This window comes from Marivirga sp. (assembly GCF_051117495.1).
Classification (GTDB): Bacteria; Bacteroidota; Bacteroidia; order Cytophagales; family Cyclobacteriaceae; genus Marivirga.
On the sequence record NZ_JBNPEF010000004.1, the window covers coordinates 266,930 to 280,279 of the forward strand.

A 13,350-nucleotide genomic window follows, 5' to 3' on the forward strand; every position below is an offset into this window, starting at 1 on the left:
ATTATAATACTTCAGGTGCTAAAGAAACAATTTTCATGAATTGCTTTTCACGCAATTCTCTTGCAACAGGGCCAAAGATACGAGTACCTCTAGGCTCATCATTGGGATTCAATAATACCGCAGCATTATCTTCAAAGCGAATATAAGAACCATCTTTTCTTCTTACTTCTTTTCTAGTGCGAACAATAACAGCTCTAGAAACGGTACCTTTTTTCAAGTTACTTGAAGAAAGAGCAGATTTTACAGTTACAATCACTTTATCACCAATGGAAGCATACCTTTTCTTAGTACCACCCAATACACGGATACACAATACCTCCTTGGCACCACTATTATCCGCTACACTTAATCTTGATTCTTGTTGTATCATGGTTATTTAGCTCTTTCTACGATTTCTACTAATCTCCACTTTTTATTCTTACTCAATGGGCGTGTTTCTTGTATTCTGACGGTATCGCCAATTGTACAATCATTAGCCTCATCATGAGCCATGAATTTGGTGTTTTTCTTTACGAATTTACCATACATAGGGTGTTTTACCTTTCTTTCTACAGAAACGGTAATGGACTTATCCATTTTGTTACTAACAACTAACCCTACTCTTTCCTTTCTAAGGTTTCTTTCCATCTTAGCAATCATTTAGCAAGTACTTTACTACTTAGTTCAGTCTGCAAACGAGCAATATTCTTACGAGTATCTCTTATTTGCATAGGATTCTCTATAGGAGAAATAGCGTGTGCAAACTTCAACTTATGAAGCTTTTGTCCTTCAACTTTAATATTCTCATTGAGCTCGTCAATGGATAATTTTTTTATATCAGCGTTTTTCATATTACAATAGGGTTTTCTGCATAGTCCCTTCTTACTGAAAATTTGGTTTTAACCGGCAATTTTTGTGCAGCCAATCTTAAAGCTTCTTTAGCTAAATCCATTGGTACACCACCAGCTTCAAACATAATGGTTCCAGGCTTTACAGTAGCCACCCAATATTCAGGAGCACCTTTACCCTTACCCATACGAACCTCTGCAGGTTTTTTAGTAATAGGTTTGTCAGGGAAAATCCTAATCCAAACCTGACCTTGTCTTTTCATTGCCCTAGTCATGGCAATCCTTGCGGCCTCTATTTGTCTACTGGTAATCCAACCCGGCTCCAGTGACTTCAAAGCAAAACTACCGAAAGCAATTCTATGCCCTCTCTGAGCAATACCTTTTACTCTTCCCTTTTGCTTTTTCCTAAATTTTGTTCTCTTTGGCTGTAACATTTCTTAAATATTTTTTAACCAAGAAAGCGATTATTTACGCTTTCTTTTAGGACGTTCACTTCTTCTATTATTAGCCGGGCCACCACCTTTTCCAGGAGTACCTGCCCCAACATTGAGCGACAAGTCTCTCTTGCCGAAAACCTCGCCTTTGAAAACCCATACTTTTACTCCAATAGTACCGTATATTGTATGTGCATGAGTTGTTTCATAGTCGATATCCGCCCTTAAAGTATGCAAAGGAATTCTTCCTTCTTTATACATTTCGGTACGTGCCATTTCAGCACCGCCTAAACGACCTGAAACTTTAACTTTAATACCTTGAGCCCCTACTCTCATGGCAGAAGCAATTGCTTGCTTCATTGCTCTTCTGTAGGAAATTCTAGCTTTTAATTGCTGACCAATAGATTCACCAATTAATTTAGCATCTAATTCAGGTCTTTTGATTTCAAAAATGTTGATTTGAACATCTTTACCTGTTAATTTTTTAAGCTCCTCTTTTAATTTATCTACTTCACTACCACCTTTTCCGATTACAACACCTGGTCTAGCAGTATGAACTGTTAAAGTGATTCTTTTTAAAGTTCTTTCGATAACAATCTTAGAGATTCCGCCTTTAGGAATACGAGCTAATATATATTCTCTTATTTTTTGATCTTCGATTAGTTTGTCAGAAAAGGACAAGCCTTTTCCTCCGTACCAGTTGGATTCCCAACCACGAACAATTCCTAAACGAAAACCTATTGGATTAACTTTCTGTCCCATTGTTATTTATTTTCAGCGTTATCAGTTTCAGCCAATACCGCTTTATCCGCAGCACTGTCAACAATCAAAGTTACATGGTTTGATCTCTTTCTAATTCTATGAGCTCTACCTTGAGGGGCAGGTCTTAGTCTTTTCAAAACCCTACCACCATCAACTTGAACAGATTTCACATATAAATCAGCATCTTCAAGATCAAGTTCAGGATTTGCTTGTTGCCAGTTGGCAATTGCAGAAAGCAATAATTTCTCAACTCTGGCAGCACCATGCTTAGATTCAAACTTTAAAATGTTCAAAGCACGATTCACTTTTTCTCCTCTGATAAGATCCACTACCATCCTCATTTTTCTAGGGGAAGTAGGTACGTTATTTAATTTAGCTATTGCTTCCATTATCTCTTACCTTTATCTTTTTTGTTTATATGACCCCTGAAGTTTCTGGTAGGTGAAAATTCACCTAACTTATGTCCTACCATGTTTTCAGTTACATAAACCGGAATAAATTTATTTCCATTATGTACTGCGAAAGTATGACCAACAAAATCAGGAGAAATCATAGATCTTCTTGACCAAGTTTTGATAACCGATTTCTTACCGGAGTCATTCATGTTATCAACTTTCTTCTCTAGACGAAAGTCGATATAAGGTCCTTTTTTTAATGATCTAGCCATCTATTATTTCTTTTTACCGATAATTAATTTATTGGAATATTTCTTAGGCGTTCTGGTTTTTAAACCTTTAGCCAATAAACCTTTTCTTGATCTTGGGTGACCTCCTGAAGCTCTACCTTCACCTCCACCCATTGGGTGATCAACTGGGTTCATAACAACCGCTCTCGTTCTAGGTCTTCTACCTAACCAACGTTTACGGCCAGCTTTACCTAATTTCACAATCATGTGATCAGCATTTGAAACCGTACCAACCGTTGCCATGCAAGTAGCTAGTACTAATCTCATCTCACCAGAAGGCAATTTCAAAGTTGCATATTTTCCATCTCTAGCTAACAATTGTGCATAAGATCCAGCACTTCTTGACATTGCGCCACCAGCACCAGGCTTAATTTCAATATTATGAATAATTGTACCCAATGGAATATCAGATAATGGAAGTGCATTTCCCACATCAGGGGCAATACCTTTACCTGAAATAATGCTATCTCCTACCTTCAATCCGTTAGGAGCCAAGATATATCTCTTTTCCCCATCAGCATAATGCAATAAAGCAATGAATGCTGTTCTTCCCGGATCATACTCTAAAGTAGCTACTTTAGCAGGAATATTAAATTTGTTCCTTTTAAAGTCAACAATTCTCAAGCTTTGCTTATGACCGCCACCTAAGTAGCGCATTGTCATGCGACCTGAGTTGTTTCTTCCGCCCGATTTTTTACTTGGAGCTAACAATGACTTTTCAGGAGCCACCTTGCTAAGCTCGGTATAAACCGGTGCTAACCTATATCTTTGTCCAGCTGTAACTGGTCTTAATTTTTTAACTGCCATTTTTCAGATCATTAAATTTCGCTGTAGAAATCGATTACCTCTCCTTCTGCTACAGTTACAATTGCTTTTTTGAAACTAGGTTTTCTACCAGTAAGAATCCTAGACTTAGTGTAACGAGATTTTTGCTTACCCAAATACTTCATGGTATTGATACTCTCTACATTTACACCATAAGTTTTTTCAACCTCAGCTTTAATTTGAATTTTGTTTGCATTGATATCTACAACAAATCCATATTTACCTTTTTCGTTGAGGTCTGAGACTTTTTCCGTTACTAATGGTTTAACTAAAACGCTCATATCTTTTACTTAAATAAGTTTTCAATTTTCTCTAAAGAACCTTCAACGAAAAGTAACTGATCAGCATGAAGTACATCATACGTATTTAATGAATCAACTGTAGTTACTTGCGTATTCTTAATATTTCTACCCGATAAGACGATATTTTTATCTACCTCCGGAAGAACTAAAAGTGTCTTTTTATTATCCAAAGACAACTTGTTCAGCATTTCTGTATAGTTTTTAGTTTTTACTTCATTGAAAGTAAATCCTTCTAAAACAGAAATCATCTGATCCTTTGCTTTATAAGTTAAAGCTGATTTTCTAGCAACTGCTTTTAACTTTTTATTTAATTTAAAGCTATAGTCTTTTGGTCTTGGACCGAAAACTCTACCACCACCTTTAAAGATTGGTGATTTAATACTACCAGCACGTGCGGTTCCAGTACCTTTTTGCTTTTTGATTTTTCTAGTTGACCCAGAAATTTCCGCTCTCTCTTTAGATTTATGCGTTCCTTGTCTCGCATTAGCCATTTTCTGTTTCACATCTAAATAAATAGCGTGATCATTTGGCTCTATATCAAAGATGGCATCCGATAAAGAAATCTTTCTTCCGGTGTCTTCGCCTGTATGTTTTAAAATTGAAAGCTCCATCTTTATTTCTCTATTATTACAAATGAATTTTTAGCACCTGGTATTGACCCACTTACTAAAAGTAAGTTCTTCTCAGGGATAATTTTCAACACTCTTAAATTGGTGTTTTTAACTCTATCCCCACCTGTTCTACCAGCCATACGCATACCCGGAAATACTCTAGCCGGATAAGAAGCACCACCGATTGAACCTGGTGCTCTTTGTCTATTATGTTGACCATGAGTTGCTTGACCAACTCCACCGAAACCATGACGTTTTACAACACCTTGGAATCCTTTACCTTTTGAAGTACCTGCAACATCTACAAAATCACCTTCCTCAAAAACATCACTGATGGTCACTGTCTGACCTAAACTAAAATTGTCCACGAAAGTATCGTAACCTTCGTATTCACGAAATTCAGCTAATTTTTTCTTAGGCGTTGTCTGAGCATTTTTAAAATGCCCCTGCAATGCTTTTGGTGTATTCTTCTCCTTGCGCTCGTCATAGCCCAATTGAATAGCAGAATAACCATCGGTCTCCTCTTTTTTTACTTGTGTAACCACACAAGGACCAGCTTCTATCACCGTGCATGCGACATTCCGTCCATCGACACCGTAGATACTAGTCATTCCGATTTTTTTTCCTATTATTCCAGACATTATTAAGTTTGATTAACAACCTTTAAACGGGTTTTACCGTAGCTTTTCCCGAAAGGACTGCAAAGTTAGTAAAATATTATAAGCTACAAAACTTACAACACTAAAAAATACTAAATTCTAAAAAAGAAAAACCAATGATTCACAGACCATTGGTTTTTCTCATTTTATATATTGTACAATTAAACCTTAATCTCAACATCAACTCCACTAGGAAGCTCAAGTTTCATCAAAGCGTCAACTGTCTTAGCGCTATTTGAATAAATATCAACTAATCTTTTGAACGTACACAATTGGTACTGCTCACGAGATTTTTTATTCACGTGCGGAGAACGCAATACTGTAAATATCTCTTTTTCAGTAGGCAACGGAATTGGACCGCTAACTATTGCGCCTGTTGTTTTTACAGCTCTCACAATTTTTTCAGAAGACTTATCTACTAAATTGTGATCGTATGATTTTAACTTTATTCTAATTTTCTGATTCATGATTCCTAATTATTTAACAGTCTCCCCTTTAGATTTTGCAATTACTTCATCCGCAATGTTACGAGGAACTGGGTCATAGTGTGAAAAAGTTAAAGAAGCAGTTGCCCTACCAGAACTAATAGTTCTAAGGTCTGTAACATATCCGAACAATTCAGACAACGGAACATCAGCTCTGATTACTTGAGCTGCACCTTTAGGATCCATTCCCTTCATTAAACCTCTTCTTTTATTCAAATCACCTGTAACAGGACCAGTATATTCTTCTGGGGTAAGTACTTCCACCTTCATAATTGGTTCTAACAATTGAGGACCTGCCTTTTTAGCAGCTTCTTTAAAACCAATTCTTGCAGCTAATTCAAAAGATAATGCATCTGAATCGACATCGTGGAAACTACCATGGTATAATTCAACCTTCATTGCTTCAACAGGATATCCTGCTAATGGACCATTTGCCATGGACTCTGTAAAACCTTTCTGAATTGCTGGAATGAATTCTTTTGGAATAACACCACCAGTAATCTTGTTGTCAAATTGTAAACCAGGTTGAATATCACCTTTCTCATCTGGCTCAGCTGGAGATAACTTAAATACGATATCCGCAAATTTACCTTTACCACCAGATTGCTTTTTATAAACCTCTTTATGGTCAACAAGAGTTGTAATAGCTTCTTTATATGCAACTTGAGGAGCTCCTTGATTCACATCTACCTTAAATTCTCGTCTTAAACGATCCATGATAATGTCCAAGTGAAGCTCACCCATACCTCTTAGTATGGTTTGACCGGTTTCTTCATCAGTATTAACTTGAAGAGTTGGATCTTCCTCTACCAATTTAGCAATGGCCATACCCATTTTATCAACATCCGCCTGAGTTTTCGGTTCAATTGCATAACCAATAACTGGTTCAGGGAATGTCATTGATTCAAGAACAATCTTATGCTTCTCGTTACAAAGGGTATCTCCCGTTTTTATATCTTTAAATCCAACAACTGCAGCAATATCACCAGCATGAAGTGTATCAATTTGGTTTTGCTTATTAGCATGCATCTGGAAGATTCTAGAAATTCTTTCCTTTTTATTAGTTCTTGTATTAAATACGTAAGAACCAGAATCCAAAGTACCTGAATAAGATCTTACAAAACACAAACGACCTACAAATGGGTCAGTAGCAATTTTAAATGCTAATGCTGCAAAAGGATCATCAGAAGTAGGTTTTCTACTTGTTGGTTCGTCAGTATCAGGATTTGTACCAACTATTTTATCTCTATCTAATGGAGAAGGTAAAAGCTCCATTACATAGTTTAATAAAGTTTGAACTCCTTTATTTTTAAAGGCAGAACCACACATCATTGGAACAAAAGCCAAATCTAAAGTAGCAGCTCTTAAAGCAGCAATTACTTCATCTTTACTAATAGATTCAGGATCCTCAAAGTATTTCTCCATTAAGGATTCGTCATACTCTGCAACTGACTCCAATAAGTGCTCACGGTATTCGTCAACCTCATCTTGCATGTCAGCAGGTATTTCTACCTCTTCCCATGTCATTCCGTTATCTTCTTCATTCCAAACGAAGGCTTTCATTTCCACTAAATCAACCACACCTTTGAAGTTACCTTCAGCACCTATAGGTAATTGTAATGGAACTGATTTAGTACCTAACATTTCTTTTACTTGACGACAAACATTTAAAAAGTCAGCGCCATCACGGTCCATTTTATTAACAAACCCGATTCTTGAAACGTTATAGTTATCTGCTAGTCTCCAGTTAGTTTCTGATTGAGGTTCAACACCATCAACAGCACTAAATAGGAATACTAAACCATCCAATACCCTTAACGATCTATTTACCTCAACAGTAAAATCAACGTGACCCGGAGTATCAATAATATTAATATGGTATTCTTCGTCTTTGTAAGGCCAGAACACAGTTGTAGCAGCAGAAGTAATAGTAATACCTCTTTCTTGCTCTTGTTCCATCCAGTCCATAGTGGCCGCACCATCATGAACCTCTCCTAATTTGTGACTTACACCAGTATAGTATAAAATCCTTTCTGTAGTAGTAGTTTTTCCGGCATCGATATGCGCTGCGATACCTATATTACGTGTTAGTCTGAGATCTCTTGCCATTATAATTAGCTTTTAAAATCTAAAATGAGAAAATGCTTTATTTGCTTCAGCCATTCTGTGGGTGTCATCTTTCTTTTTGATAGCAGCCCCTTCACCTTTGGAAGCAGCGATGATTTCACCGGCTAAACGTTCGGTCATGGTTTTTTCACCTCTTTTTCTTGCGAAAGTGATCATCCATTTGATCCCCAAAGAAATCTTTCTTTCAGGACGTACCTCAAGAGGTACTTGGAATGTTGCACCACCAACCCTTCTACTTTTCACTTCAACAGCAGGAGAGATATTAGACAAAGCTTTTTTCCAAACTTCCAATCCGTTCTCTTTAGTTTTTTCTTCTACCATACTTAATGCATCATAGAAAATGCTGTAAGCAATACTTTTCTTTCCGTCCACCATAAGGTAGTTCACAAATTTTGTTACCAAAGTGTCCCCAAACTTAGGATCTGGAAGAATATATCGTTTTTTAGGTTTTGCTTTCCTCATCTTATTTTATTTCTTAGGTCTTTTAGCTCCGTATTTTGATCTTCTTTGGGTACGTCCGTTTACACCGGCAGTATCCAATGCACCCCTAATGATGTGATATCTCACACCGGGCAAATCTTTAACTCTCCCACCCCTAATCAACACTATAGAGTGTTCTTGAAGGTTATGACCTTCACCAGGGATGTACGCGTTTACTTCTTTTTGATTGGTTAACCTAACCCTAGCCACTTTTCTCATTGCTGAGTTCGGCTTTTTAGGAGTGGTGGTATAAACACGAGTACATACACCCCTTCTTTGTGGGCAAGAATCCAAAGCAGGAGATTTTGACTTTGAAGTCAATTTCTTTCTACCCTTTTTAACTAATTGTTGTATAGTAGGCATTTATTATAACTTTATCTTCTATTACTACTTGAGATTTTTAGGACTGCAAAGGTAGAAAATCAGATGCATTATCCAAACACATCTGATTAATTATTTTTACAATCCTCTAATTTATAAGGAATAAGCTTAAGCTTCCCCGACATTTGACCCAAAATTCATTGGGAATTTTGGTGATTCTTCTGACTGTTTGATAGGTCCGAAATTCTTTTCGTACTTATTAATATTGTCCTTCAATGCATTGAGCAACCTTTTAGCATGTTCTGGAGTCACTACAACTCTAGACTTCACTTTTGCTTTGGGCACTCCCGGCATTAATCGAATAAAATCAATCACGAATTCACTATTCGAGTGAGCTACCATTGCCAAATTAGCATAAACTCCTTCAGCTACATCTTCAGGGAGCTCAATGTTAATTTGATTCTGTTGTTTCTTATTTCCTTTCTGTTCCTCCATTTTATATGTTGGATTTATTTGTATGTAAAAGACTGAATTATGCTTCAGTCTTTTCTTCTGTTACTTTACTTTCATTCATACTATCAAGCTCTTCTTGAGAACCTACGATCATATCACTCCAGTCTTGCAATCCTGTACCTGCAGGAATCAGATGTCCTACAATTACATTTTCTTTAAGACCAAGCAAGTGATCAGCCTTACCTCTAATAGAAGCTTCACTTAAAACTTTGGTAGTTTCCTGGAACGAGGCCGCTGAAATAAAGCTTTCAGTACCTAATGATGCTTGAGTGATCCCTTGCAAGTTTGGTTTAGAAACTGCAGGTTCTGCATCCCTAGTTTTAACCAATTTCAAGTCTTTTCTTTTCAAGGTAGAGTTTTCATCCCTTAATTTTCGAGCTGAAATGATTTGACCAGGTTTCAAGTTAGGTGAGTCACCAGCATCAGTAACCACTTTCATATCCAAGATCCTATCATTTTCTTCTCTGAAAACGAAGCGGTCAACCACCTGATTTGGTAAGAAAGTAGTATCACCAGATTCCAACACCTGAACTTTTTGCATCATTTGTCTTACGATTACCTCAATGTGTTTATCATTGATCTTCACACCCTGTAATCGGTAAACCTCCTGAATCTCATTTACAATATATTCTTGAACCGCTGTTGGCCCTTTAATAGACAAAATATCAGAAGGAGTAGTAGCACCATCCGAAAGAGCATATCCAGCCTTCACAAAGTCATTATCTTGAACCAAGATATGCTTAGAAAGAGATACTAAATACCTTTTCTTCACACCGTCTTTTGATTCGATGAATATTTCTCTATTACCTCTTTTGATACCTCCAAAAGTTACTACACCGTCAATTTCGGAAACTACAGCAGGGTTTGAAGGGTTTCTTGCTTCAAAAAGCTCGGTCACCCTAGGAAGACCCCCTGTAATATCTTTAGACTTACTAGTTGATCTTGGTATTTTCGCCAAGATTTGTCCCGGTTTGATTTTAGCACCTTCATCAACTGATAAGTGAGCTCCCACCGGAATATTATATGTTTTAGAATCTTGACCTTTTGTGTTTACAATAACAGCAGGGTTTTTAGTCTTATCTTTTGTATCGATAATTACTTTTTCCCTGTGCCCCGTTTGTTCATCTGATTCCTCTTTGTAAGTCACACCTTCTTCGATGCTTTCGAATTCAGTTACACCTTCAAATTCGGAAAGGATTACAGCATTATATGGATCCCAGAAACATAATTCCTGATCTTTTTCAACTTTCTCTCCTTCTTTAACTTTAAGAGTAGCACTGTAAGGAACGTGATTACTCATCAATACTTTTTTGCTTTTCGGATCGATGATTTTGATTTCACCAGATCTTCCCATCACAACTGTTCTTGACTCACCTTCATCATCTGTAGATTGAATAGCTCTTAAGTCTTCAAATTCAACAACACCTGCGGTTTTAGCTTTTATTGTAGCTTCAACTGCAATGTTCGATGCAGTACCCCCAACGTGGAAAGTCCTTAAAGTTAACTGAGTACCTGGCTCACCAATAGATTGAGCAGCAATTACACCTACTGAATCACCTTTCTGAGCGATTTTAGAAGTTGTTAAGTTTCTTCCATAACACTTGCTACAAACTCCTTGTTGCGTTTCACAAGTTAATACAGACCTAATTTCAACCTCTTCAATTAATGCTTCGTCAATTTTATCACAAATATCATCTGTAATGGTTTCACCCGATCCTACTATTAATTCCTCAGTTTGTGGATGATAAACATCATGCACACTAACTCGGCCCAAAATTCTTTCTGCCAATGATTCTACAATTTCATCATTGTCTTTCAAGGCAGATACTGTAAGTCCTCTAAGCGTACCACAATCTACTTCATTTACTACGACATCCTGAGCAACATCAACAAGTCTTCTTGTTAAGTAACCAGCATCTGCAGTTTTCAATGCCGTATCTGCAAGTCCTTTTCTAGCACCGTGAGTTGAAATAAAGTATTCAATTACATCTAGTCCTTCACGGAAGTTAGATAGGATTGGGTTTTCAATGATACCACCAACAGAACCGGCAAGGTTTTTCTGTGGCTTAGCCATCAAACCTCTCATACCACCCAACTGACGGATTTGCTCTCTTGAACCACGAGCACCAGAGTGCATCATCATATAGATAGAGTTAAATCCTTGATTGTCCTCCTCTAATTGTTGCATTAAAGTGTTGGTCAACTGAGAGTTGATTCTAGTCCAGATATCAATTACCTGATTATAACGTTCGTTATCAGTGATAAGACCCATTAGGTAATTATTCCAAACTGCATCTACTTCTTCCTTAGCTTGTTCCACTAAAGTATCTTTTACTTCAGGAACCATAATATCTCCTAATCCCATTGAAAGACCACCTTTGTAGGCGCTTTGGAATCCTAATTCTTTGATATCATCTAAGAATTTGGCTGTTTTAGCAGATCCAGCTAATTTATATACATGGGCAATAATACCCTGTAAGTTTTTCTTGGTCAATAATTGATCAATATAGCCTACTTCCGCAGGAACACTTTCATTGAAAATTACACGACCTGCAACTGTTTCAATTATTTTAGTTTCAAGCTCACCATCAGCATTTCGAACTTTAGTTCTTAACTTGATATTAGCATGTTGAGAAACTTTCTTTTCATTAATAGCAATAATTACTTCCTCTGAACTGTAGAAAGATTTACCCTCTCCCAATACCGGCTCTTCCTTAGTAGATTTTCTACCCTTTGAAACATAATAAAGACCCAATACCATATCCTGAGAAGGAACAGTAATTGGAGCTCCGTTAGCCGGGTTCAAAATGTTGTGAGAAGAAAGCATTAACGTTGAAGCTTCCAATATTGCCTCATGTCCTAAAGGAACGTGAACAGCCATTTGGTCACCATCAAAATCGGCATTAAATGCAGTACATGCTAATGGGTGCAATTGAATTGCTTTACCTTCAATTAATTTTGGTTGAAAAGCTTGAATACCTAACCTGTGAAGTGTTGGAGCCCTGTTCAATAATACAGGATGTCCTTTCATCACATTCTCCAAGATATCCCAAACAACGGGGTCTTTTCTGTCAACAATCTTCTTAGCTGATTTAACAGTTTTAACAATTCCCCTTTCAATTAATTTTCTAATGATAAAAGGTTTGAAAAGCTCGGCTGCCATATTTTTTGGCAAACCACATTCGTGCATTTTCAATTCAGGTCCTACTACAATTACAGAACGACCAGAATAATCAACCCTTTTACCTAATAAGTTTTGACGGAATCTACCTTGCTTACCTTTCAACATATCAGAAAGGGATTTCAAAGCTCTGTTTCCATCAGATCTTACAGCATTAACTTTTCTTGAGTTATCAAAAAGTGAATCAACGGCTTCCTGTAACATCCTCTTCTCATTTCTAAGGATAACTTCAGGCGCTTTGATATCGATCAACCTTTTTAATCGGTTGTTTCTGATAATTACTCTTCTATATAAATCATTCAAATCAGATGTGGCAAATCTACCCCCATCCAAAGGAACCAAAGGTCTCAATTCAGGTGGAATAACCGGTACCATTCTGATCACCATCCATTCAGGACGGTTTTCAATTCTTGTTCTCGCATCACGGAAAGCTTCAACTACTCTCAATCTTTTTAAAGCTTCTGCTTTTCTTTGTTGAGAAGTGTCTGTTGCAGCTTGATGTCTCAATTCATAAGAAAGCTCGTCTAATTGAATTCTATTTAATAACATATCCAAAGCTTCAGCACCCATTTTGGCGATGAATTTATTTGGATCGTCATCGTCTAACTTCTGATTTTCTGCAGGAAGTTTATCAAGAATATCTAAATACTCATCTTCTGTTAAGAAATCCATATGAGCGATACCATCTTCCTCTTTCACACCAGGCTGGATTACCACAAATCGTTCATAATAAATAATCTGATCAAGCTTTTTGGTTGGCAAGCCTAATAGATATCCGATTTTATTAGGTAAAGATTTAAAATACCAAATGTGAGCAACAGGCACAACCAACTCGATGTGTCCCATTCTTTCTCTACGAACCTTTTTCTCCGTTACTTCAACACCACATCTATCGCAAATGATGCCTTTATACCTGATTCTTTTATATTTTCCACAATGACATTCCCAGTCTTTAACAGGACCAAATATTCTTTCGCAGAACAAGCCACCCATTTCTGGTTTGTAAGTTCTGTAATTAATTGTTTCTGGCTGTGTGACTTCACCATGAGAGCTTTCCAAAATAGATTCTGGAGAAGCCAAGCTAATGGTGATTTTAGAAAAGTCAGTGTTGATTTTTTTGTTTTTTTTGAACGCCATA

17 protein-coding genes are annotated in these 13,350 nt (G+C 37.0%); all 17 read right to left on the bottom strand.

Features of this window, described 5'->3' with window-relative positions; translation table 11 throughout:
• Position 1 precedes the first annotated feature (1 nt).
• Positions 2-370, bottom strand: a complete 369-nt coding sequence (rplN, locus tag ACFE0M_RS02280) for a 50S ribosomal protein L14 (RefSeq protein WP_434544122.1) — start codon at positions 368-370, stop codon at positions 2-4.
• 2 nt (positions 371-372) lie between these two features.
• On the bottom strand, positions 373-627 hold the full coding sequence (gene rpsQ / locus ACFE0M_RS02285; RefSeq protein WP_375580650.1) for a 30S ribosomal protein S17: 255 nt from the start codon (positions 625-627) through the stop codon (positions 373-375).
• Positions 628-635: 8 nt separating this feature from the next.
• On the bottom strand, positions 636-830 hold the full coding sequence (gene rpmC / locus ACFE0M_RS02290) for a 50S ribosomal protein L29 (protein WP_434544123.1): 195 nt from the start codon (positions 828-830) through the stop codon (positions 636-638).
• Positions 827-1,261 (bottom strand): 50S ribosomal protein L16, encoded by a 435-nt coding sequence (rplP, locus tag ACFE0M_RS02295; protein WP_303272016.1) that lies wholly within the window; start codon positions 1,259-1,261, stop codon positions 827-829. The genes rpmC and rplP overlap by 4 nt, the downstream gene beginning before the upstream one ends.
• A 30-nt stretch (positions 1,262-1,291) precedes the next feature.
• A complete protein-coding gene (rpsC, locus tag ACFE0M_RS02300) occupies positions 1,292-2,023 on the bottom strand; it encodes a 30S ribosomal protein S3 (protein ID WP_303272014.1) in 732 nt (243 codons plus the stop codon).
• Positions 2,024-2,025: 2 nt separating this feature from the next.
• Positions 2,026-2,412 (bottom strand): 50S ribosomal protein L22, encoded by a 387-nt coding sequence (gene rplV, locus ACFE0M_RS02305; protein WP_434544124.1) that lies wholly within the window; start codon positions 2,410-2,412, stop codon positions 2,026-2,028.
• Positions 2,412-2,690: a 30S ribosomal protein S19 gene (gene rpsS / locus ACFE0M_RS02310; protein WP_303272012.1), complete on the bottom strand. Its 279-nt coding sequence runs from the start codon at positions 2,688-2,690 to the stop codon at positions 2,412-2,414. The genes rplV and rpsS overlap by 1 nt, the downstream gene beginning before the upstream one ends.
• Before the next feature lie 3 nt (positions 2,691-2,693).
• Positions 2,694-3,515 carry a 50S ribosomal protein L2 gene (gene rplB, locus ACFE0M_RS02315; RefSeq protein WP_434544125.1) on the bottom strand — a complete coding sequence of 274 codons (822 nt, stop codon included), beginning with the start codon at positions 3,513-3,515 and terminating at the stop codon, positions 2,694-2,696.
• Between the two features lie 11 nt (positions 3,516-3,526).
• Entirely contained in the window at positions 3,527-3,814 is a 288-nt protein-coding gene (rplW, locus tag ACFE0M_RS02320) for a 50S ribosomal protein L23 (protein ID WP_434544126.1), read from the bottom strand.
• Between the two features lie 5 nt (positions 3,815-3,819).
• Positions 3,820-4,446, bottom strand: coding sequence for a 50S ribosomal protein L4 (gene rplD, locus ACFE0M_RS02325; protein WP_434544127.1), 627 nt, complete (start codon positions 4,444-4,446; stop codon positions 3,820-3,822).
• Positions 4,447-4,448: 2 nt separating this feature from the next.
• Positions 4,449-5,087 carry a 50S ribosomal protein L3 gene (gene rplC / locus ACFE0M_RS02330; protein ID WP_434544128.1) on the bottom strand — a complete coding sequence of 213 codons (639 nt, stop codon included), beginning with the start codon at positions 5,085-5,087 and terminating at the stop codon, positions 4,449-4,451.
• 179 nt (positions 5,088-5,266) lie between these two features.
• A complete protein-coding gene (rpsJ, locus tag ACFE0M_RS02335) occupies positions 5,267-5,572 on the bottom strand; it encodes a 30S ribosomal protein S10 (RefSeq protein WP_434544129.1) in 306 nt (101 codons plus the stop codon).
• 9 nt (positions 5,573-5,581) lie between these two features.
• Complete coding sequence (gene fusA / locus ACFE0M_RS02340; RefSeq protein ID WP_434544130.1) at positions 5,582-7,699, bottom strand: elongation factor G; 2,118 nt, start codon at positions 7,697-7,699, stop codon at positions 5,582-5,584.
• Between the two features lie 12 nt (positions 7,700-7,711).
• Positions 7,712-8,179 (bottom strand): 30S ribosomal protein S7, encoded by a 468-nt coding sequence (rpsG, locus tag ACFE0M_RS02345; protein WP_434544131.1) that lies wholly within the window; start codon positions 8,177-8,179, stop codon positions 7,712-7,714.
• 6 nt (positions 8,180-8,185) lie between these two features.
• On the bottom strand, positions 8,186-8,560 hold the full coding sequence (rpsL, locus tag ACFE0M_RS02350) for a 30S ribosomal protein S12 (protein WP_013455147.1): 375 nt from the start codon (positions 8,558-8,560) through the stop codon (positions 8,186-8,188).
• A gap of 126 nt (positions 8,561-8,686) precedes the next feature.
• Positions 8,687-9,013 carry a DUF3467 domain-containing protein gene (locus tag ACFE0M_RS02355; protein WP_303272003.1) on the bottom strand — a complete coding sequence of 109 codons (327 nt, stop codon included), beginning with the start codon at positions 9,011-9,013 and terminating at the stop codon, positions 8,687-8,689.
• A gap of 37 nt (positions 9,014-9,050) precedes the next feature.
• A complete protein-coding gene (gene rpoC / locus ACFE0M_RS02360) occupies positions 9,051-13,349 on the bottom strand; it encodes a DNA-directed RNA polymerase subunit beta' (protein WP_434544132.1) in 4,299 nt (1,432 codons plus the stop codon).
• Between the last annotated feature and the right edge of the window lies 1 nt (position 13,350).

What these genes read in the sequence shown, in the direction of transcription:
- rplN (WP_434544122.1), bottom strand. Translation starts at nt 370, where the DNA reads ATGATACAACAAGAATCAAGATTAAGTGTAGCGGATAATAGTGGTGCC.
- rpsQ (WP_375580650.1), bottom strand. Translation starts at nt 627, where the DNA reads ATGGAAAGAAACCTTAGAAAGGAAAGAGTAGGGTTAGTTGTTAGTAAC.
- rpmC (WP_434544123.1), bottom strand. Translation starts at nt 830, where the DNA reads ATGAAAAACGCTGATATAAAAAAATTATCCATTGACGAGCTCAATGAG.
- rplP (WP_303272016.1), bottom strand. Translation starts at nt 1,261, where the DNA reads ATGTTACAGCCAAAGAGAACAAAATTTAGGAAAAAGCAAAAGGGAAGA.
- rpsC (WP_303272014.1), bottom strand. Translation starts at nt 2,023, where the DNA reads ATGGGACAGAAAGTTAATCCAATAGGTTTTCGTTTAGGAATTGTTCGT.
- rplV (WP_434544124.1), bottom strand. Translation starts at nt 2,412, where the DNA reads ATGGAAGCAATAGCTAAATTAAATAACGTACCTACTTCCCCTAGAAAA.
- rpsS (WP_303272012.1), bottom strand. Translation starts at nt 2,690, where the DNA reads ATGGCTAGATCATTAAAAAAAGGACCTTATATCGACTTTCGTCTAGAG.
- rplB (WP_434544125.1), bottom strand. Translation starts at nt 3,515, where the DNA reads ATGGCAGTTAAAAAATTAAGACCAGTTACAGCTGGACAAAGATATAGG.
- rplW (WP_434544126.1), bottom strand. Translation starts at nt 3,814, where the DNA reads ATGAGCGTTTTAGTTAAACCATTAGTAACGGAAAAAGTCTCAGACCTC.
- rplD (WP_434544127.1), bottom strand. Translation starts at nt 4,446, where the DNA reads ATGGAGCTTTCAATTTTAAAACATACAGGCGAAGACACCGGAAGAAAG.
- rplC (WP_434544128.1), bottom strand. Translation starts at nt 5,087, where the DNA reads ATGTCTGGAATAATAGGAAAAAAAATCGGAATGACTAGTATCTACGGT.
- rpsJ (WP_434544129.1), bottom strand. Translation starts at nt 5,572, where the DNA reads ATGAATCAGAAAATTAGAATAAAGTTAAAATCATACGATCACAATTTA.
- fusA (WP_434544130.1), bottom strand. Translation starts at nt 7,699, where the DNA reads ATGGCAAGAGATCTCAGACTAACACGTAATATAGGTATCGCAGCGCAT.
- rpsG (WP_434544131.1), bottom strand. Translation starts at nt 8,179, where the DNA reads ATGAGGAAAGCAAAACCTAAAAAACGATATATTCTTCCAGATCCTAAG.
- rpsL (WP_013455147.1), bottom strand. Translation starts at nt 8,560, where the DNA reads ATGCCTACTATACAACAATTAGTTAAAAAGGGTAGAAAGAAATTGACT.
- ACFE0M_RS02355 (WP_303272003.1), bottom strand. Translation starts at nt 9,013, where the DNA reads ATGGAGGAACAGAAAGGAAATAAGAAACAACAGAATCAAATTAACATT.
- rpoC (WP_434544132.1), bottom strand. Translation starts at nt 13,349, where the DNA reads ATGGCGTTCAAAAAAAACAAAAAAATCAACACTGACTTTTCTAAAATC.